Annotated in this window: 20 protein-coding genes, 1 pseudogene and 1 riboswitch; of the genes and pseudogenes, 14 read left to right on the top strand and 7 right to left on the bottom strand. The window is 55.5% G+C overall.

Annotated features, from left to right (window positions below):
* Positions 1–19: 19 nt before the first annotated feature.
* Positions 20–151: riboswitch (SAM riboswitch) on the top strand.
* 121 nt (positions 152–272) lie between these two features.
* Genes OS242_RS07670 through OS242_RS07655 form a run of 4 tightly spaced genes read left to right on the top strand, consistent with a single transcriptional unit; the run spans position 273 to position 3465 of the window.
* On the top strand, positions 273–1502 hold the full coding sequence (locus OS242_RS07670) for a 2,3-diketo-5-methylthiopentyl-1-phosphate enolase (protein WP_267151089.1): 1230 nt from the start codon (positions 273–275) through the stop codon (positions 1500–1502).
* A gap of 36 nt (positions 1503–1538) precedes the next feature.
* Positions 1539–2225 (top strand): 2-hydroxy-3-keto-5-methylthiopentenyl-1-phosphate phosphatase, encoded by a 687-nt coding sequence (locus OS242_RS07665; protein WP_267151088.1) that lies wholly within the window; start codon positions 1539–1541, stop codon positions 2223–2225.
* Positions 2222–2908: a methylthioribulose 1-phosphate dehydratase gene (mtnB, locus tag OS242_RS07660; protein ID WP_267151087.1), complete on the top strand. Its 687-nt coding sequence runs from the start codon at positions 2222–2224 to the stop codon at positions 2906–2908. Before OS242_RS07665 ends, mtnB begins: the two co-directional genes overlap by 4 nt.
* Before the next feature lie 14 nt (positions 2909–2922).
* Positions 2923–3465 carry a 1,2-dihydroxy-3-keto-5-methylthiopentene dioxygenase gene (locus tag OS242_RS07655; RefSeq protein WP_267151086.1) on the top strand — a complete coding sequence of 181 codons (543 nt, stop codon included), beginning with the start codon at positions 2923–2925 and terminating at the stop codon, positions 3463–3465.
* Between the two features lie 72 nt (positions 3466–3537).
* On the opposite strand, the gene OS242_RS07650 is transcribed toward OS242_RS07655, so the two are convergent.
* Positions 3538–5028, bottom strand: a complete 1491-nt coding sequence (locus OS242_RS07650) for an aminotransferase-like domain-containing protein (protein ID WP_267151085.1) — start codon at positions 5026–5028, stop codon at positions 3538–3540.
* A gap of 106 nt (positions 5029–5134) precedes the next feature.
* Between OS242_RS07650 and OS242_RS07645 the strand changes: the two genes are divergently transcribed.
* Positions 5135–6061 (top strand): DMT family transporter, encoded by a 927-nt coding sequence (locus OS242_RS07645; RefSeq protein ID WP_267151084.1) that lies wholly within the window; start codon positions 5135–5137, stop codon positions 6059–6061.
* A 195-nt stretch (positions 6062–6256) separates the two neighbouring features.
* Here OS242_RS07645 and OS242_RS07640 read toward each other — a convergent pair whose 3' ends face one another.
* Positions 6257–6577, bottom strand: a complete 321-nt coding sequence (locus OS242_RS07640; RefSeq protein ID WP_267151083.1) for a hypothetical protein — start codon at positions 6575–6577, stop codon at positions 6257–6259.
* A 20-nt stretch (positions 6578–6597) separates the two neighbouring features.
* Positions 6598–6885 (bottom strand): hypothetical protein, encoded by a 288-nt coding sequence (locus tag OS242_RS07635; RefSeq protein ID WP_267151082.1) that lies wholly within the window; start codon positions 6883–6885, stop codon positions 6598–6600.
* A 131-nt stretch (positions 6886–7016) separates the two neighbouring features.
* On the opposite strand from OS242_RS07635, the gene OS242_RS07630 reads away from it, so the two are divergent.
* Both OS242_RS07630 and OS242_RS07625 read left to right on the top strand, forming a co-directional pair.
* Positions 7017–7493: a DUF2975 domain-containing protein gene (locus tag OS242_RS07630; RefSeq protein WP_267151081.1), complete on the top strand. Its 477-nt coding sequence runs from the start codon at positions 7017–7019 to the stop codon at positions 7491–7493.
* Positions 7494–7584: 91 nt separating this feature from the next.
* A complete protein-coding gene (locus OS242_RS07625) occupies positions 7585–8994 on the top strand; it encodes an aminotransferase-like domain-containing protein (protein WP_267151080.1) in 1410 nt (469 codons plus the stop codon).
* Between the two features lie 39 nt (positions 8995–9033).
* Here the strand turns inward: OS242_RS07625 and OS242_RS07620 are convergent, their stop codons facing one another.
* Complete coding sequence (locus OS242_RS07620; RefSeq protein ID WP_267151079.1) at positions 9034–9726, bottom strand: aspartate/glutamate racemase family protein; 693 nt, start codon at positions 9724–9726, stop codon at positions 9034–9036.
* A 208-nt stretch (positions 9727–9934) separates the two neighbouring features.
* Between OS242_RS07620 and OS242_RS07615 the strand changes: the two genes are divergently transcribed.
* The 4 genes from OS242_RS07615 (at position 9935) to OS242_RS07600 (ending at position 13197) form a co-directional block, all read left to right on the top strand.
* Entirely contained in the window at positions 9935–10996 is a 1062-nt protein-coding gene (locus OS242_RS07615) for a sulfite oxidase (RefSeq protein WP_267151078.1), read from the top strand.
* 116 nt (positions 10997–11112) lie between these two features.
* Positions 11113–11460, top strand: coding sequence for a hypothetical protein (locus OS242_RS07610; protein ID WP_267151077.1), 348 nt, complete (start codon positions 11113–11115; stop codon positions 11458–11460).
* A gap of 127 nt (positions 11461–11587) precedes the next feature.
* Positions 11588–12067, top strand: a complete 480-nt coding sequence (locus tag OS242_RS07605) for a hypothetical protein (RefSeq protein WP_267151076.1) — start codon at positions 11588–11590, stop codon at positions 12065–12067.
* Between the two features lie 230 nt (positions 12068–12297).
* Positions 12298–13197, top strand: coding sequence for an effector binding domain-containing protein (locus OS242_RS07600; RefSeq protein WP_267151075.1), 900 nt, complete (start codon positions 12298–12300; stop codon positions 13195–13197).
* A gap of 159 nt (positions 13198–13356) precedes the next feature.
* Here OS242_RS07600 and OS242_RS07595 read toward each other — a convergent pair.
* Both OS242_RS07595 and nagB read right to left on the bottom strand, forming a co-directional pair.
* Positions 13357–14384: pseudogene (locus tag OS242_RS07595) on the bottom strand (zinc-binding alcohol dehydrogenase family protein).
* A gap of 29 nt (positions 14385–14413) precedes the next feature.
* The gene (nagB, locus tag OS242_RS07590) at positions 14414–15142 is read right to left on the bottom strand and encodes a glucosamine-6-phosphate deaminase (protein ID WP_267151074.1); all 729 of its coding nucleotides are present in this window, start codon (positions 15140–15142) and stop codon (positions 14414–14416) included.
* A gap of 180 nt (positions 15143–15322) precedes the next feature.
* Here nagB and OS242_RS07585 point away from each other — a divergent pair, with 180 nt between their 5' ends.
* The 3 genes from OS242_RS07585 (at position 15323) to OS242_RS07575 (ending at position 17159) form a co-directional block, all read left to right on the top strand.
* Positions 15323–16036 carry a polysaccharide deacetylase family protein gene (locus OS242_RS07585; RefSeq protein WP_267151073.1) on the top strand — a complete coding sequence of 238 codons (714 nt, stop codon included), beginning with the start codon at positions 15323–15325 and terminating at the stop codon, positions 16034–16036.
* A gap of 2 nt (positions 16037–16038) precedes the next feature.
* A complete protein-coding gene (locus OS242_RS07580) occupies positions 16039–16716 on the top strand; it encodes a GNAT family N-acetyltransferase (RefSeq protein WP_267151072.1) in 678 nt (225 codons plus the stop codon).
* A 62-nt stretch (positions 16717–16778) separates the two neighbouring features.
* Entirely contained in the window at positions 16779–17159 is a 381-nt protein-coding gene (locus OS242_RS07575) for a DUF2500 domain-containing protein (RefSeq protein WP_267151071.1), read from the top strand.
* 35 nt (positions 17160–17194) lie between these two features.
* On the opposite strand, the gene OS242_RS07570 is transcribed toward OS242_RS07575, so the two are convergent.
* Positions 17195–18415 carry an MFS transporter gene (locus OS242_RS07570; RefSeq protein ID WP_267151070.1) on the bottom strand — a complete coding sequence of 407 codons (1221 nt, stop codon included), beginning with the start codon at positions 18413–18415 and terminating at the stop codon, positions 17195–17197.
* Positions 18416–18436 lie beyond the last annotated feature (21 nt).

Below are 18436 nucleotides of genomic sequence, written 5' to 3'. Positions count from 1 at the left end.
CTTTCGGGGAAACGATTTACTCTTATCAAGAGCAGGCGGAGGGACTGGCCCGATGATGCCCGGCAACCGATACACGATTTTTCGTCTTTTTTCGCGCGGATGTGTACACGGTGCTAACTCCTACAGGGGGATATATCCTGGGAGATAAGAGGCGCGGTTGACGCTATTTGATTCGTCATGTATGCCTAGCCTCTTTCTCTGTTGAGAAAGAGGCTTTTTTGATAGTTTGGACCGATTTGGCACACAGTAGCAGGAAAAAGGAGCGGTCGCAGATGACTCAGGAATTTGTACACGTCACCTATTTGGCCCACGGCAAACCGGGCACCGACTGGCAGAAAAAAGCGAACGGGATCGCGGTTGGACTGACCGTCGGATCATGGACCGACCTGCCGGAAGCCCGGCAGGCTGCCATGCAAAAACACCTAGGCCACGTGGTCGCCGCCGAAGAGATCGGCACAGACCGCGACGGACTGGCGCAGGCGCGGCTCACCGTCGCCTACCCGACGATCAACTTCACCCCGGACATCCCGGCGTTGCTCACCTCGGTGTTTGGCAAACTGTCGATGGACGGTCAGATCCGCCTCGTCGACATCGACCTGCCGACCGAGTTTGCTTCCCGCTTTCCAGGTCCCAAGTACGGCATCGACGGCATCCGCAACGCACTGAACGCCTATGATCGCCCGCTGCTGATGAGCATTTTCAAATCGGTGATCGGCTACGACACCGCGACCATCGCGGAACATTTTTACCAGCAAGCACTCGGCGGCGTCGACCTCGTCAAGGACGACGAGATCTTTTTCGACGAAACGTACGCACCGTTTGAAAAGCGCATCGAAGCCTGCCGACTGGCAGCCGAACGCGCACAGCAAGAAACCGGAAAATTCACGCTCTACGCGGCCAACTTGACCGGTCCCGTCACCGAGATCTTCGACAAAGCGCGCCGTGCGGTCGACGCCGGAGCGAACGCCCTGCTCCTGAACGTGCTGACCTACGGCTACGACGTGCTGCATCGACTGGCAGCCGACCCGCAGATCACCGTGCCGATCATGGCGCACCCGGCCCTCGCCGGCGCGATGTACCCGTCGGCGCAATACGGCGTCGCGGCCCCGGTATTGCTCGGGAAATTGATGCGGATCGCAGGCGCCGACTTTGGCCTCTACCCGTCGGCGTACGGCTCGGTCGCGCTGGAGCGGGCGGAGACCCTGAAGATCGCCGAAGCTCTGCGCGGCGAGCAAGGCACCTTGCACCGCGCCTTCCCGGTCCCGTCGGCCGGGATCCACCCGGGGCTCGTCCCGTTCCTGTACGAAGACCTCGGCAACGACCAGATCATCAACGCAGGCGGCGGCATCCACGGCCACCCGCAAGGCTCGGCAGCGGGCGGACGCGCGTTCGTCGCTGCGATCGACGCGGTCGTGAACGGCAAGACTTTGACTGAAGCGGCGTCGAATTCGCCGGAGCTCAAGACCTCGCTCGATCTGTGGGGCAACCCCTCGGGCAAATAATCACACACATACAACGACAAGGAGACACACGGACCCATGAGCAAACGCATCGCCATCTTCTGTGACTTTGACGGCACGATCACCGAACGCGACATGATCATCACGATCATGGAAAAGTTCGGGGCTCCCGGTTGGGAGACGATCCGCGACCAGATCCTCGGTCAAGAGATCACCATCCAGAGCGGAGTCGGACAATTGTTCAACGGCGTCCGGGCCGACCTGCGCGACGACGTCGCCGCCTACGCACAGGAGGTGGCGGCGATCCGCGACGGGTTCCCGGAGTTTCTGGAATATTGCAAGAAAGAGGGCATCGATTTCTGGGTGACCAGCGGCGGCATCGACTTTTTCGTCATCCCGATCCTGCGCGCTTTTGACATCGAAAATCCGATCTACTGCAACGCCAGCGACTTCTCCGGCGAGCAGATCCATATCCTGTGGCCGCACGCCTGCGACCAGCACTGCGACAACGGCTGCGGCATGTGCAAACCGTCCGTGCTGCGCCGCTTCCCGGACGAAGACCTGTTCAAGATCGTCATCGGCGACTCGATCACCGACCTCGCTGCGGCGAAGCAAGCGGACTTTGTGATCGCTCGCGCTTTCCTCCTGCGCAAATGCGAGGAGTTAGGACTGCGCCACGCTGCCTTTGCGACGTTTTACGACTGCATCGAAGTGCTGAAGCAACTCGATGCAGAACTCACCCAAAAAGGAGGTTCTCCGCAATGACATTTTTGCAAGAAGAACGCTATCGTATCGCACAAGGACTGGTTGACGTCTCCCAAAACTTTGCTGCCAAAGGGTGGTTCCCGGCCACATCGGGAAACCTTTCGATCAAATTGAGCCATGAACCGCTCCTCTTCGGTGTCACCGCCAGCGGGCGCGACAAGGAGAACCTCCAGATCAATGACATCCTGTTCGTCGACGGCGACTCCAAGCCGATCGAATCGACCCTGCTCAAACCGTCCGCCGAGACGTTGGTCCACGCGGAAGTGTATAAAAAGATCGGCGGCGGCGCAGGTTCTGTCCTGCACGTCCACACCTTGTACAACAACCTGCTCTCCGAGATCTACGCGGCGGACGGCAAAGTGACCATCTCCGACATGGAGCTGATCAAAGGCCTGAACATCTGGGAAGAAGGCGCGTCCATCGACATCCCGATCGTCGAAAACTTCGCCGATATCCCGAAGCTCGCGGCCGAGATCGGCAAACGCCTCGACCCGCGAGTGCCGGGCGTCCTGATCCGCAAACACGGCATCTACGCCTGGGGCGAAGACGTCCACGCGGCGAAACGCCACGTGCAAGCGTTCGAGTTTATGTTCCAGTACCACTTCCTGTGGCTGACCTACCAACGCCAAGTCAACCCGCTGACCGCTGCCCTCGCATCCGCACCGGCAGCGCAGCACGCATAGAGGAGGAGTTTCTGATGGCTGTCATCCGTTTCGTCGAAACCAACGAACGCATCGAGAACGGGGAAGAGATTTCGAAATACTTGGAAACGCAAGGCATCGTCTACGAAAACTGGGACATCACCAAACTCCAAGGCGACCTGCAAGAAAACTACGAAGTCACCCCTGAGCGTTCCGAAGCGATCCTGAACGTGTTCAAACCGGAGATCGACGCTCTCTCGGCAAAGCGCGGCTATAAGTCGTCCGACATCGTCGTGCTGTCGAAGGCGACCCCGAACATCGAAGAGCTGCTGGTGAAGTTCCAAGACGAGCATCACCACACCGAAGACGAAGTCCGCTTCATCGTCGACGGCGAAGGCGTGTTTACGATCAAAGGCCCGAAGGACGGCGTGTACTTTGACGTTGTGCTCTACCCGGGCGATCTGATCTCCGTTCCGGCGAATACCCGCCACTGGTTCACGCTGACCGACCTGCGCAAGGTGAAGGCGATCCGCATCTTTGAGAGCAAAGACGGCTGGGTCGCGGTGTATGACGAGAGTGAGTTGCAAAGCCAAGCGTAAGCGATGATTCAGGGAAGTCGATACAACGAACTTCACGGAAATAGTACCCTCTATAGGAGAAGCCTCTCAGACTTAGGAATCGAGTCGAGAGGCTTCTTTTTTATTTGGAACGGCATTCCGCAAAAGCTGGCAAAGCGTCAGCATCGCCTCGTCGATTTGCGCTTCTGGCAGGGCAGCAAAGCCGATTCGCAGACTGTTTCTCTCGGGACTTCCTGAGTAGAAGAAGGAGCCTGGGAAGAACAAAACTCCTTGGAGTTCGGCCGTGGCAAACAAGGCGTCTGTGTTCACGCCGGCTGTCGATGTCAACCAAAAAAAAGGGCCGGCAGCCGGGGGAGTCCAGGTCCAATCGGAAGAGGCATGACGCTTCAAAAGTTGATGGACCTTATCACGTCTCTTTTTTAATTGGCCACGGACTTTGTGGAAATGTTCATTCATGTTCTGTTCCAACAGGTGCAGCAAAATGCGCTGGTTCAATAAAGGGGTGCATAAATCGGTCACTGCTTTCACATGGAGCAAGCGTTGGTACACGGAACCTCTTGCAGCGATTGCTGACAGACGAAGTCCTGGTGAGATCGATTTGCTAAATCCATGCAAATAGATCACATGTCCGGTTCGATCCATGCTGAAAAGGGAACGCGGCGGCGCATCCTCGAAGTACAGTTCCGGCCAAGGATCATCTTCTACAATCAGAGTGTTATAGCTCTGGGCGATTTCCAGCAAAGTCAGGCGTTTTTGAATCGACAGGACGCTGCCTGTGGGGTTTTGACCTGTGGGCAGTGTGTAGATCATTTTTGGAGGATGCATGTCGCACAACTGCTGAAGCATGTCGAGCCTCATGCCTGTATGGTCTGCAGGAATGGAAATCAGGGTGGCACCACGCGAGCGAAACGCGTCCAAAGCACCGGGGAATGTAGGAGATTCGACTGCGACAAGATCCCCGGGTCCCAAAAACGTTCGGGCAACGAGATCGATGGCTTGCTGGCTTCCTGTGGTCATCAACAGGTCGGATGCTGTGAGAGCACAGCCCTTCTCTTGGAGAAAGGAAGCAAGCGTGCTGCGCAACGCTTCGTCTCCTGCGGCCGGTGCATAATCGCCAATCGACGATAGATCGGATGAAGCACGGTGAAGTGCTCTTTGCAATTGTTGAATCGGTAAGAGTTCCTCAGTATGCAGTTTGATCCTGTGCAGGGGGTATTTCACATCTTGGCGATTGACAGCCCCTATATGCCGGAACATCGACCTTCCTGCATAATCGGGAATCGCCAGCTGCCAATCGTATGATGGCTTTGGGGTGGTTTCCTTTAAAATCTCGTCTTTTTCCGAACTTGGAATTCTGACGAACGTGCCTTTGCCGTGATGCCGCTGTGCATATCCGGTTGCTTCTAGCTTCTCGTAAGCAAGAACTGCTGTCATCAAACTAACTCCAACCTCACGGCTCAAGTTCCGCACAGAAGGGAGACGGTCGCCTGCTTGATACAAGCCTGAACGGATGCGATCAGCGAGGGCCAATTGAATTTGTTCGGACAGTGAAACACTTGATGTACGATCTAACAAAATATTCATCTCCGCCCCGCACTCCTTCCTGCCAACTGTTATAGCATGTCGTTTACTGTTCTAGCAACGATATGTTTTGATCGAGGTGAATCGAAGACATGCAGGATGGGAGCAAATGAAGATGATGATCGCGTACATGACGATGTGTTTGATTTTCGGGACGACTTTTCTGACGATCAAGATTGGGCTTGAGGGAGGAATGCCGCCTTTTTTCTTTGCGGGCTCGAGATTTTTCCTCGCAGGGGTGATGATGTTGTTCTTGCTCAGGGGAGCGAAAACACTCAAGCAACTTACCAGACAACAAGTGAAAGAGATCGCCCTTGGAGGGGTGGGGTTGACAGGGATACAGTTTGCGGCAGTGTATTGGGCAGCACAGTATTTGCCTTCTGGAACAGTTGCGATACTGGCAGGCACGAGCCCGATTTTTACATCCTTGCTGGCCATGTGGACAGGTCAACAAAAAAGAAGTTTGCATCTGATGATTGGAATTGTGCTTGGCTTTTTTGGCACGTACTTGATCGCAACAGGTACCAGTCATGAGACGTCAACCGGAGAACAGGAACTGGCTGATCTGGGGATCGGATTGATTTTGTTCGTGAAGTTTTTATACGCTTTTGCACTGACTCGATTTCAAAAACATACACGCTCTGTGCCGACGATGACGAGCAACGGTTTGCAGATGACGGCAGGCGGTTTCTTTTTGCTGTTGCTCTCTCTCTGCTTTGAGCAGGTGACTCCCAGTGCGTATTCCCCAGCAGCTTTCGGGGCTCTGATCTATTTGATCGTGATTGGTTCCGTAGTTGGCTATTCGATTTTTTATTGGTTGCTTCGTGTGACGAACACCGTCTTTCCTACCACATGGACGTTTGTTTCACCTGTGATTGCGATGTGTGTAGGGGCGCTGTACATGAACGAAAAAATCACCTTCGCGATGGGGCTCGGGGCGGTGACGGTGATTTCCAGCGTGGTCCTGTTGAATCGGGAAGGTTTAGGGGGAAATTCCAAACGCTTGCAAACCGACACGATCAAGGGTGATCGATAAGATGTTGATCTCCGATCTGCGCAAGGTCAAGGCGATCCGCATCTTTGAATGCAAAGACGGCCGGGTCGCGGTGTATGATGAGAGTGAGTTGCAGAAGCCAAGCGTAGCAAAGTTTTGAATTAAAGAACGTCGAGCAAGAAAAAACAGCCTTTGAGCCGAGACTTCACACCGGCTCAAAGGCTGTTTCTTATTCTCTTAATCACCCAGTGCAACAATCGCGGTATGAGTCGCAAGAGCCTGTGCACAAAGCTTGGAAAACTCAGTTGTAAACGTGTCCACGAGTTCCCCTTCAAAAAACTGTGGGATCATCTGGCACAGCTCAGTCATTTGCACGATCTCTTCCCGAGTAAGCACCTTGTGGTTATACGGGTCAAGATTCACCAGCAACTGACCCTTGTCACCAAGATATTCACGGTTTTGATAGAGGACGGTATGAAGCTCCTCTTCAAACTGAACAAATGGGCGACCCTCGACACTTTCTTCCACGCTGTTAGCCAAAACAAATGTAACGGCCATAATATCCTCCTTTGTTTCTACTACTTACTTTTTTCCGGGAAGGCAGTTAACACATTACCGGACGCATCGGTTGCAACTCGTAATCGATTGACATCTTTTCCGTTGCTTTTTCCTATATCATTACTAAAGTCCTTATAAAATACAAATCCATCCCGGCCATTTGTATTTTCTCTCATATACATATCTGGGCTTTTCAAAGTCTGATCTATTCCTTGCTTGATGTAAAATCCTGCCTTGAACTTGCTCTTGTTTGGTAGCGGTGTATGATGAGAGCGAGTTGCAAAGCCAGTAATTGTAAGATGAGACAAAACCTCCCGATGTGAAAGAGCGGGAGGTTTTGTCTATTTCTCGAAATGCCGAAAAACGATAATCATTTATTGCAAAACGATAAAAATCATGTTAGACTCAAAGCAACAACAACAGAAGCGAGGTGCTTTGTATGAAACCAGAAACACTCTTTTTAAAGGTCGTTGTTTTACTTCTTGCCCTGCCGATTTTGGCTTTGTGTTACTTTATGCCGGAGATCGCTCGTGAAGCAACAGCACATTATCTAGGGATGCCTTATCTGCAAGTACCCGTTATGCTCGGTGAGTACGCAGCGGCGATCGCGTATTTCATTGCCTTGTATCAGACTTTAAAACTTTTAAGATACATCGACAAGAACACAGCGTTCTCAGAGCTGTCTGTAAGGGCTTTAAAGAATATTAAAAACTGTGCGATCATCATCAGCATCTTGTTTGTGCCAGGTATGCCTTTCTTCGTTCTCATCGCAAGGGGAGAAGACGCCCCTGGGATTATCGTCATTGGGTTGATCATAATTTCTGCTTCCATTGTGATTGGAGTCTTTGCTGCTGTTCTACAAAAGCTGTTGAAAAATGCCATCGATATAAAATCAGAACACGATCTAACGGTCTGAGGTTGCCAGCCCGGGGCCAATTGGCTCTTTTCAATCGGAGGACAAAACATTATAAAGAGAAGAGAGAAGCCTAGCGAAACGGAGGAAGGGTATGGCGCGGCGCAAAGCACTTTATCAAACGGTCTACCATCGACTGCGCTATCAGATCTTGAGCGGGGATTGGCCGATCGGCAGCAAACTGCCGCCGGAGCGGCATCTGGCGGACGAGTGGAGAGTTTCGCGAAACACGGTCGTGCATGCGTATGCTGATCTTGAGGCGGAAGGGCTGATCTTCTCCCGCGTCGGCAGCGGGCGCTATGTGCAGCCGCTTCCGCCGCCGTCCGCGCTGCCTCCGCTCGACTGGAAAGATCGGCTGTCCGGCGGGGCCAATCTCTGCGCTCCGTCGCTGATGACGGAGCTGCATGCGTTGGTAGGTACACGGTCGGCGTTGAACTTCGCGTTCGGCGAGGGTGGCCCTCACACGCGGCTCAAGGCGGAATTTGCGAAGGGGATCGACCCGTTGCATATTTTGGAGACGTCCGAGGCGGACTATCTGTTCCCGGTGCAGGGTCATCTGGAACTGCGAGGGTGGATCGCCGAGTGGATGGGCTGCGAGCAGGTTACCTCGCCGGCACAAGTGATGATCACCAGCGGGTCCCAGGAAGCGCTGCAGATGACGACGGCTATTTTAGCCAATCCCGGCGATTCGATTGCGGTGGAGATGCCGACGTACTTTGGCGCGTTGCACCTGTTCCAATCGCTCGGTCTGCATCTGATTCCGATCCCGATGGATGGAGAAGGCATGCGCGTCGACGTGCTGGAAGGCATCCTGTCCCGCTCCCGCCCGCGTTTTATCTATACCGTGCCCACGTTTCACAACCCGACCGGCACCACTTTGTCTGAAGCACGCCGTCGGCAACTGCTCGCATTGAGTGAAAAGCACGGCATTCCAATCGTCGAAGATGACGCCTACCGTCATCTGCATTTCGATCAGGAACCGCCGCCGCCGCTGAAAGCTCTGGATCGTCAAGGGAACGTCATTTACATCAACACCTTTTCCAAAGTGCTCTTCCCGGGCCTTCGTTTAGGCTGGGTAACGGCGAACCGTCCGTTTATGGAGCGGTTGACCCGTTCGAAAGAACTGTCGATCTCGACCAATACGTTCGTCCAACACGCTCTGTGGTCGTATTTGCAAAAAGGTGCGTTTCCCGCGCACCTCGAAGAAGCGCGCCGTCGCTATCAGCGCCAAGCAGCTGTCATGGACAAGCATCTGAGCGCTCTGGTCGCAAAAGGCGTTTCGTATGCGAAGCCGAGCGGCGGTTTCTATGACTGGGTGTCCTTGCCTGAACAGGTCAGCCCGAAAGAGCTGCTGCAGGAAGCGATCCGGCAGAATGTCGTCTTTGCCACCGGCGACCTGTTCCTGCCCCGTGAGACGGAGCAGCCGTACATTCGCCTTTGTTACAGCTACGAAACGGAAGCGGGCATCGAAAAAGGGATGCGTATTTTGGCCTCACTTTTATAGAAGAAAAGACCGACGCCTTCGTGGCATCGGTCTTTTTCGTTAGTTCAGTGCCATCTCCACCGCTTTTCGGGCGTGCAGATACGTGGTGTCAAACAGCGGCACGCGGGCATCTTCCTCCCGCACCAGCAGCGGAATTTCCGTGCAACCCAAAATGATGCCTTCCGCCCCCTGCTCCTCGGCCAACTGCGTCATGATCTCGCGGTACCGGGTGCGGGACGATTCCTTGATGACACCTTGGCAGAGTTCGTCAAAGATGATGTCGTGCACATCCTGCCGCTCCGCTGCACCAGGCACGATCATGTCCACGCCATGCGCTTTCAGACGCTCTCGGTAAAAGTTTTGTTCCATCGTGTACAGGGTGCCGAGCAATGCTGCTTGGCGCACGCCTTTTTCTCGCAACGCTTCGGCGGTGACATCGGCGATGTGCAGGAGCTGGATGTTCAGGCCGGCTTGAATCTGCGGAGCCAGCGTGTGCATCGTATTGGTGCAGATCAAGAGCATGTCCGCGCCGCTTGCTTCCAACTTGCGAGCCGCATCCAGCAGCATATCGGCCGCCTTCTGCCACTCGCCCGCTTTTTGACAGGCGACGATCTCCTCAAAATTAAAGCTGTGCATCACGACCTTCGCTGAGTGCAAACCGCCCAGTTTCTCACGGACCAACTGATTGATCAACTGATAATAGAGGGCTGTAGACTCCCAACTCATACCGCCCAACAAACCGATTGTCTTCATGGTGCAACCCCCGTTTTTCTTTTATCATACCGAGAGATGCGTGCACGCTGAAAGAGCCAAACGAGTCTTTCAAAAAAGCCACATGGAGTTTGCGGTTGTGTGGAACGGGTCCAGAATCACCAGCAAAGCCACTCCGCGATACGAATCAAACCGTGGGATGTCGAATAAAGGGTAAGGGTAGAAGTACAGTGCCCAACGGAGGTGTCATATGCCGGATTCAAACAGGCTGTTGCCCAATCTCACCACTCGGTCGTTGATCCCTGAGAATCAAGAAACACCCATTCACTTTCTACGCAGTGTCCTCACGCCTGAATCTTATCATTTTCGCCGGAATCATTTCCCGTATCCAGAGTTGCCGAATCCTTTTCTTTTATCTGTGAGGGGGACAGTGTTAAGACCGTTGGAATTGCGTGCGGAACAGCTCTCGGCTTGGAAAGCGAAATCGGTGACAGTCGCTCTGGAATGCTCGGGCAATAAACGTAAGAAGTTCAGCCCCGAGGTCTTTGGCGAACAATGGGAAGACGGGGCGATCTCCCAATCTGAGTGGACGGGAGTTCCGCTTGCTGACATTCTGCATCTGGCCGGTTTACAAGCGGGTTCACAAGAGGTGGTGTTTATCGGTGCGGATCGTGGACATCATCCGGGCGTAAAGGGAGTCATCCCATTTGCGAGAAGTCTGTCTGTGAAAGAGGCGCTTCATCCGGATGTTTTGGTCGCCTACCAATGCAATGGTCAAGCGATTCCGTATCGGAATGGATACCCCCTTCGTTTGATCGTCCCTCATTGGTATGGAATGGCTTCCGTCAAATGGCTGCAAGACATCGAGGTGATCGACCATGCTTTTCAAGGGCCCTTCCAAACGAAAGACTATCAGTATTACCCATCGATTCATCACGATGGGGGAAAGCATCCGGTGACGACAAAACACGTAAATTCGATCATCCAGATGCCAATGGATCTGTCCGTATTGCCGGTCGGTGTTTATGTAGTGGAAGGGATTGCATGGTCCGGCACAGGGGCTGTCGAGCAGGTCGAACTGAGTTTGAATCAAGGCAAATCATGGAGTGCGGCCAGCCTGACACCCGATCCATCGCGACCTTACGCATGGGTCAGATGGACTTATACGTGGCATGCTGAACAACCAGGACAGTATGAGATTTGGTCAAGAGCCACGGATGCTGCAGGTCATACACAACCGCTCGAACCTTTTTGGAATCGCAAAGGATACGGGCATCACGCAATTTACAGGACTCGGATTCAAATCGAGTGATAGGGATGCTGGGCATCCTCACTCATTTTCTTTTTGGAGCGTCCGATCCTGAGGGAGGATGGTTCCTGGGTATGGGAGAAAATAACAGAGTGAGGTGACAAAAGGAGGAGAAGCAAATGATCTACAAGATTCGGATGGCAACGGATCATGTCGCAAAACTGGAAGAGATGGCGAGAGACAAAGGGTTGTCCGTCTCAGAGGTACTCGACATGCTTGTCGAGGAGGTGCTTCAAAAATTGGAGGTTATGCTCCGGTCTGCGAGTGGATTGTCTTTTTATTTTCCCGCGGAACAACCGGATCATGAAATCGAAGTCGAACTGAGTGAGGGTACAACTGCAAAGTTGGAATCGATGGTCGAGCGAATGCTCGTGTCGGCATCGACTCTTTTACAGATCGTGATGGGGATGGAGATCGAGCGACCTGGTATATTCGATGAGATAGTCGGTGGAAGTGGAAATAGATGAGGTGATGGTACAGACGTATTTTCAGAAAGAGGAACTATAAGCATGGATTTATCGTTGTTAATAGCAAATCCCCTCTGCTAGACTGAGACTAAGAAGTAAAGTTCAGAACGCGGAGGGGGGAGCAGACATGACGAACGAAGAGATGGTCTTTGCGATCGGCAAAATGTTTGGAGCGGCGGAAGAACGCTGGGACAAGCGGTTCAGCGATCTAGAGGCAAACATGAACAGGCGGTTCGATGCCGTGGAAGCGGATCTGGCCCTTGTGAAACAAGACGTGGCCGAGTTGAAAGAGGACGTGGCTGTGTTGAAAGAGGACGTGGCTGTGTTGAAAGAGGACGTGGCTGTGTTGAAAGAGGACGTGGCCGTGTTGAAAGAGGACGTGGCCGTGTTGAAAGAGGACGTGGCCGTACTCCAAGAGAACGTCGCGGTACTCCAAGAAAACGTGGCCGAGCTCAATGTCCGTGTCGGCAGTTTGGAAGGCACGATGACGCGGGTGTTGCATGAGGTGGAGCAGGTTGCGGTGGTGGCGCAACAGGATCGGCGGCGGGTCGAGCGGTTGGAAGTGGCGGTGTTTTCCGAGGCGGGCGGGATGTTGCAGGGGGTGTAGGTTTTTTTTACCTGCACATTCTCCTTTAGAGGAAAAAAGATTTGACAAATGGACCTATTGCTAGTAATATCTTCGTTAGATACGTTTAACCTCTAAGCGTAACTAGGATCAGAAAAAGGAACCCCGTCAAACGGGTTCCTTTTTCTATTTTCAGATGCAACTTCGCAAAAAACGTCAAGATTTCCCTTCTTAAAACTGGTACGATGTGGATAGAAGGGCGGGAATGAGACATGAACTATCGAGAGAAGATCCAGGCGACCATCGACTATATCGAGGAGCATCTGAACGAGACGATCTCGCTTTGCGAGCTGGCAGGGCTGGCTTGTTTTTCGGAGTTTCACTATCACCGGATGTTCCAGTGGATGGTCGGCGTCCCGGTGATGGACTACATTCGCAAACGGCGGCTCTCGCAGGCCGCATTGGCGTTGCGGGAGTCGAAGCGGCGGGTGGTCGATGTGGCGCTGGAGTATGGATTCCAATCTCATGAGACGTTCGCACGCGCTTTTAAGAGGCAGTTTCAGGTGACGCCCGATGCGTATCGGCGCGCCGGGCTTTCGCTGGCGTTGCAACCGAGGATCATTCTGCCCGATCTATCTGCAACTGGAAACCGAGGAGGACATCACGTGCAACCGAAACTTGTTACCAAACCGAGCTTTAAAGTGATCGGCTATGCGCTCGAAACGAACGTGAACGAAGGACGCAACCATCTCGACATCCCGGCGTTTTGGCAACGGTATCTGAGCGAAGGGCTCGGCAAGCACATCCCGAACAAACTGCGTCCCGATGTGGAACTGGGGATCTGCACCGACTTCCAGCCGGCGACGGGCGATTTCAAATATGTGATCGGCTATGAGGTCGACACGTTCGACGGGTTGCCGGAGGGCATGGTCTGCGTGACGATCCCGGAGGCGACCTACGCGGTGTTCACCACGCCAAAAGCGATCGCAGCGGAGTTTTCTTCGTCCATTCAAACCACATGGGGCAAGGCGTATCAGGACTGGTTCCCGGAGTCGGGCTATGTGCATGGCGCTTCGGCCGAGTTTGAATGGTACGACGACCGCTGTGCGAGCGGCGATGAGCGGCAGATGGACATCTACCTGCCGATTCAGAAAAAAGAAGTGGAAGCATAGTCTGTCGCGTGCAGAGATAGAAAAAAAGACCCGCTTGGGTCTTTTTTTATTATTTCGTCGTGATCACGTCGATACGAACGGAGCTTGACCGGTTCCAACGAGAGCGTCTCACTGTCCAGCAGGCAGCGGGAGCCGGTGTCTTTGTTGCTTTCGATTCGTTTACTCAAAGGATTCGATGACCAGTTTACCAATCGTGGCGTTGCTCTCCAATTGGGCATGCGCTTGGCGGAGCGTGGCAGCGTTGATCGGTGTGAGGCGGGTGGTCATGGTGGTTTTGACCCGGCCTTGTTCGACGTAGGCGGCCACTTGGTTCAGGAGGCGGTGCTGTTCGATCATGTCGTCCGTTTCATAGACGGGGCGTGTGAACATGAACTCCCACACAAAGGTGGCGCTTTTGCGTTTGAGCAGGCGCAGGTCGAGCGGGACTTTCGGATCGTCGATGGCGCAGACGGTGCTCGTCGGGGCGATGATCTCGCTGATGCCCGCCCAGTGCTGGTCGAGCGCGTTGAGGCAGAAAATATATGGAACGGCCGCATAGCCCAACGCCTGCATCTGCGGAGCCAGCTCTTGGCGGTGGTCAATGATGTGATCGGCTCCCAGTGATTGAACCCAGTCGATCGTCTTCGGGCGGGACGCGGTGCCGATGACGGTGAGGCCTGCGAGTTTCGCCAATTGGATTGCGATGGAGCCGACGCCGCCGGCCGCGCCGATGATCAGCAAGGCCTTGCCTTGGTTGACCAACGGGTCTTGGGAGATGCCCATGCGGTCAAAGAGCGCTTCCCAAGCGGTGATCGAAGTCAACGGAAGCGCTGCCGCTTCGGCAAAGTCGAGGCTCGCCGGTTTGCGGCCGACGATGCGTTCATCGACGAGGTGGTACTCGCTGTTGCCGCCTTGACGGGCGATGCTGCCAGCGTAGTAGACCTCGTCGCCCGGTTAAACAGCGTGCTCTTCGGGCCTGCCTCCACGACGATGCCTGCGACGTCGTAGCCGAGGATTTTCGGTGTGGTTTCGACTTGTTTTTTCGGTGAGCGGACTTTGGTGTCCACAGGGTTGACGGAGACCGCTTTGACTTGCACGAGCAGGTCGCGGCCTGTGGGAGCCGGTTTGTCGACGATCAGATCGACGAGGCTGTCCTCCTGTTCGATGGGGAGGTAGCGGTACAGTCCGACAGCTTTCATGGTGGTCATGGCGATCACGGTCCTTTCCAGATTATTTCTTATGCAAGGAGAGCGGCTGCGTCCTGATCGGCCAAGATCGTGGCATCCGGGTGGAGGTGCAGCAGCGAGGCGGGCAGTTCGGTGGAGATGCCGCGCTGGAACAACTGCTGGAGGATCGCCGCTTTTTGCGGGCCGGTCGCGAGCAGGAGCAAGCGGCGCGACGAGAGGATCGTGCGCACGCCCATCGTGATCGCACGGCGCGGCACTTCGGACGGCGAGCTGAAAAATCGTGAGTTGGCGAGTACGGTCGCTTGGGTCAGTGTGACCAGATGAGTGTCCAGCCGCAGTTCCTTGGCCGGTTCGTTAAACCCGATGTGACCGTTGGTGCCGATCCCGAGCACTTGCAGGTCGATCCCGCCTGCGCGCCGGATCTCCCGCTCATAGTCGCGGCAGGCGGTCTCTTCGTCGATGCCGTGACCCTGCGGCAGATGGATCTGGTCGGCCGGGATGTTGAGATGTTGGAAGACATGTTCCTGCATAAACGAATGGTAGCTTTGCGGATGTGTCGGGGGCAGACCCCAGTATTCGTCGAGGTTGAAAGTGCGGACTTTGGAAAAGTCGATCCGACCCTCTTGGTAGCGGTGGATCAGCTCTTGGTATGTGGACAGCGGCGTGCTACCGGTGGCAAAGCCGAGCACGCAATCGGGTTTGGTCCGCACCAGTTCTTCGATGCGGTCGGCGGCCAGAATCGCCAGTTCATCCGGGGTGGTTGTTACTTGAATCTGCATGCCTAGCTCCTCCTCCAAACAGGGAATGCTTGCGCTTTGAGGTCGGTCCGTACATGTTGTTCTCTTGTAGAATACTACAGAAGTTAAGAATTGGCACGAGTCAGTCATTTGTCAGTCTGCTGTGATTCCATTTGCGGTGGGGAGTTTGGTATGATCGCTTGGGAGAGGGGGTGCGGATGAATGAAGAAGAAAATCGGGATCGCGGTGCCGATCGCCTTCTTGGTGTTGCTGGCCGCGCTGTATGGCTTGTATGAACTGACCGCCTCGCGGACCTATCAGGTGATGGGCGAGTTGGTGCCGCGCGTGGAAATCAAACAGAAGGCGGTCGCGCTGACGTTTGACGACGGACCGACCGATCATGTGGACGAAGTGATCGCGGCGTTGGCGGAGGCGGAGGTCAAGGCGACGTTTTATCTGACGGGGCGAGAGATCGAACAACTCCCGGACGCGGCAAAAAAACTGGTGGCTGCAGGGCACGAACTGGGCAATCATTCATACTCGCACCGGCGGATGGTGTTCAAATCCCCTTCGTTTCTTCGCGAGGAGATCGAGCGAACCGACGAGTTGATCCGGGCGGCCGGGTATCAAGGCGAGATCACGTTCCGACCGCCGAACGGGAAGAAGTTGATCGCCCTGCCGTGGATTTTGTCGCAAGAAGACCGCACGACGGTGATGTGGGATGTGGAGCCGGACAGCGACCCGGATGTCGCGGCGACGAGCGACGGGATCGTGGCACATGTCGCACAGCAGGTGCAGCCGGGTTCGATCATTCTGTTGCATCCGTGGTACGAGTCGCGGGAGACGTCGCGGGCGGCGATCCAAGGCGTGGTCGAGACGTTGCGGAGTCAAGGATACGAATTTAAAACGATGTCTGAACTGTTGGAGTTGAAATGAGGATGCAGTGGCACGAGTTGATGAGTCCGGCTTCCCCTTATTGGGAGCCGGCTTTGGCGTTGTACGAGCGGGCGTTTCCTGTGGCAGTTCGCGAACCGGCCGACGTTTTCGTGCGGAGTTGGTCGGCGGAGACGGGATTTCATTTTTGGGTCGGGGTGTGGGACGGGCAGGTCGCGGCGATGGCGACGGCCCATTTTCTGGAGGATGTGCAGGTCGGATTTGTCGTCTATCTGCTGGTGAATTCGCTAATGCAAAGCCGTGGGATCGGGGCGCAGACGTTGGCTTATGTGGAATCGGCGCTGGAGGAGGACGCGAGAAAAGCGGGCCGTGCCCTCCGCGGTGTGGTGCTGGAGACGGAGCGGGAAGAGGAGGCGCACACGTCGGCGGAACGGGCCGACTGTCAGCGGCGGTTGCGGTTTTTCGCCCGCCACGGATATGAGTGTCCGGCAGGCGTGACGTATGTGCAGCCGCCCTTGACGCCGGAGCGCGAGTCGGCGGTGCCGCTGCATCTGTTGATGAAACGTTTTCCCGGGCACTGGGCGGGGACGGAACGGGAGATCCGCGATGTGATCCGCTCGATGTATCGGAACAAATACGGCAAGGCGAACGGGATTGCACACGAGGTGTTGTCCGTCTGCGAGGCACAGGTGGAGGTGCGGCCTCAGCGAGAGGAAGGGTAGACCAAATAATGGAATTGTTGTTATACTGTGGCTATCAGAACAGATGAGCAGGGGGCGAGAGGATGGAACCGGAGTTTGGCGGCATGGGCGGATTTGGCGGACCGCCGGTATGGTGGGTGTTCGCAGCCGGACTTGTGACGGTTGCGGTCGTGCTGATCTTCGGTACGGTGATTTTCCGCGGGGTGTCGGTCTGGGCGAAAAACAACGCATCGCCGGTCAAGACGGTCTTTGCACGCGTGGTGGCCAAACGGGGACACGTGTCCGGAGGCGGCGGAGAGACCAGCGCGTCGACGTGGTATTATGTGACGTTCGAACGGGAACAGGACGGCGAGCGGGTGGAACTGCAAGTGCCCGCCCGGCTGTATGGACTGTTGGTCGAGTCGGATCGCGGCACGCTCACCTATCAAGGCACGCGTTTTCAAGGATTTGAACGGCAGATCTAAAAAAAGAGCCGGGCAGCGACCCAGGCTCTTTTTCTTTATTTCGCAAGTCCTGACGCGGACGTCGCGCTGCGCACCGACGGGCGGAAGAAAAATCCGCTGACTGTGAATGCACCGAGCGACAAGGACAGCAGGATGAACATCACAGCCGGCGACAGGATGTCGAACAGCAATCCGTTCAGGGCCGGAGCGAGGATCGCCGCCGCGCTGAAGTTCATCGAGGCGACGATGCCGGCGACCGGCACCAAGCTTTTCGGCAGGATGTCGGCCATGTAGGCGAGGCCGAGCGAGTAGAATGAACCGACGAACGCGCCCGCCGTGGCGAAGAGCAACATCAGCATCCAGACGGAGGGACCTGCCAGCGGAACGATGGCAAACGCGACGGCCGCGACGGCGGCGCAGGCCATCATCACGCGCTTGCGGCCGTTGCGGTCGCTGTAGGCTCCGAGCGGCAGTTGCAGCAACAGGCCGCCGACGGTGAAGGAGGCGAGGATCGGAGCCCACTCCGTATCGAGACCGAGGCGCAGGGCGTAGATCGGGAACGAGCCGTTGAGCGAGGTCTCGATCAGTCCGTAGAGCAGCGACGGCAGCAGCGCCATCCACGCGAGGCGGATGACGGTGAGATAGCGATGTTGCGGTTTCGACGGGAGTTCGGCCGCCTGCGAGGCTTCCGGCGATTCGGAGGGGGAGGCCGTTTCCGCGATCGGTTCCGGGCGGGTGTTCGGCAGGCGGAGCAACATCGCGAAGGCGACGGCGTAAAACAGGCAGATCGTCGCAAACGGCACCCACAGACCGAAAGGCAGCAGATAGACGCCGAGTGGCCCGATGCCAAATCCGATGCCAAACGACAGACCGTACAAGGACAGATTGCGGCCGCGACGCGCTTCCGGGGTGATATCGGTCACCCACATCTGGCTGGCATAGTTGAGCGCGACGTCGCCGATCCCGACCACCATGCGCAGGATGAACCAGAGTGCAAAACTTTGGAAGAAGGGAAACAGCACGGTCGCCGCCGTGAGCAGGATCAGCCCGGCGTAGACGGTGTTGCGGTAGCCGAGCCGCCGCAACGGGATCTCCATCCACGGCGAGACGAGCAGGATGCCGATGTAGAGCGCCGTCGCGTTGAGCCCGTTGTGAAGGGTGGAGACGCCGCGCTCTTCCAAGATCACAGACAGCAAAGGAATGGTCAGGCCCTGACTCATCCCGGAGATGGCGACCACAAAAAACAGGGTCGTCAACGTGAAGCGAGTGGACCGCATGAGGGGAGGGCTCCTTTCCGT

The sequence above is a fragment of the Tumebacillus lacus genome (assembly GCF_026410385.1).
Classification (GTDB): domain Bacteria; phylum Bacillota; class Bacilli; order Tumebacillales; family Tumebacillaceae; genus Tumebacillus; species Tumebacillus lacus.
Note: the sequence above shows the minus strand (reverse complement) of the source record. Positions and strands in the feature narration are given on the sequence as shown.

What these genes read in the sequence shown, in the direction of transcription:
- OS242_RS07670 (WP_267151089.1), top strand. Translation starts at nt 273, where the DNA reads ATGACTCAGGAATTTGTACACGTCACCTATTTGGCCCACGGCAAACCG.
- OS242_RS07665 (WP_267151088.1), top strand. Translation starts at nt 1,539, where the DNA reads ATGAGCAAACGCATCGCCATCTTCTGTGACTTTGACGGCACGATCACC.
- mtnB (WP_267151087.1), top strand. Translation starts at nt 2,222, where the DNA reads ATGACATTTTTGCAAGAAGAACGCTATCGTATCGCACAAGGACTGGTT.
- OS242_RS07655 (WP_267151086.1), top strand. Translation starts at nt 2,923, where the DNA reads ATGGCTGTCATCCGTTTCGTCGAAACCAACGAACGCATCGAGAACGGG.
- OS242_RS07650 (WP_267151085.1), bottom strand. Translation starts at nt 5,028, where the DNA reads ATGAATATTTTGTTAGATCGTACATCAAGTGTTTCACTGTCCGAACAA.
- OS242_RS07645 (WP_267151084.1), top strand. Translation starts at nt 5,135, where the DNA reads ATGAAGATGATGATCGCGTACATGACGATGTGTTTGATTTTCGGGACG.
- OS242_RS07640 (WP_267151083.1), bottom strand. Translation starts at nt 6,577, where the DNA reads ATGGCCGTTACATTTGTTTTGGCTAACAGCGTGGAAGAAAGTGTCGAG.
- OS242_RS07630 (WP_267151081.1), top strand. Translation starts at nt 7,017, where the DNA reads ATGAAACCAGAAACACTCTTTTTAAAGGTCGTTGTTTTACTTCTTGCC.
- OS242_RS07625 (WP_267151080.1), top strand. Translation starts at nt 7,585, where the DNA reads ATGGCGCGGCGCAAAGCACTTTATCAAACGGTCTACCATCGACTGCGC.
- OS242_RS07620 (WP_267151079.1), bottom strand. Translation starts at nt 9,726, where the DNA reads ATGAAGACAATCGGTTTGTTGGGCGGTATGAGTTGGGAGTCTACAGCC.
- OS242_RS07615 (WP_267151078.1), top strand. Translation starts at nt 9,935, where the DNA reads ATGCCGGATTCAAACAGGCTGTTGCCCAATCTCACCACTCGGTCGTTG.
- OS242_RS07610 (WP_267151077.1), top strand. Translation starts at nt 11,113, where the DNA reads ATGATCTACAAGATTCGGATGGCAACGGATCATGTCGCAAAACTGGAA.
- OS242_RS07605 (WP_267151076.1), top strand. Translation starts at nt 11,588, where the DNA reads ATGACGAACGAAGAGATGGTCTTTGCGATCGGCAAAATGTTTGGAGCG.
- OS242_RS07600 (WP_267151075.1), top strand. Translation starts at nt 12,298, where the DNA reads ATGAACTATCGAGAGAAGATCCAGGCGACCATCGACTATATCGAGGAG.
- nagB (WP_267151074.1), bottom strand. Translation starts at nt 15,142, where the DNA reads ATGCAGATTCAAGTAACAACCACCCCGGATGAACTGGCGATTCTGGCC.
- OS242_RS07585 (WP_267151073.1), top strand. Translation starts at nt 15,323, where the DNA reads ATGAAGAAGAAAATCGGGATCGCGGTGCCGATCGCCTTCTTGGTGTTG.
- OS242_RS07580 (WP_267151072.1), top strand. Translation starts at nt 16,039, where the DNA reads ATGCAGTGGCACGAGTTGATGAGTCCGGCTTCCCCTTATTGGGAGCCG.
- OS242_RS07575 (WP_267151071.1), top strand. Translation starts at nt 16,779, where the DNA reads ATGGAACCGGAGTTTGGCGGCATGGGCGGATTTGGCGGACCGCCGGTA.
- OS242_RS07570 (WP_267151070.1), bottom strand. Translation starts at nt 18,415, where the DNA reads ATGCGGTCCACTCGCTTCACGTTGACGACCCTGTTTTTTGTGGTCGCC.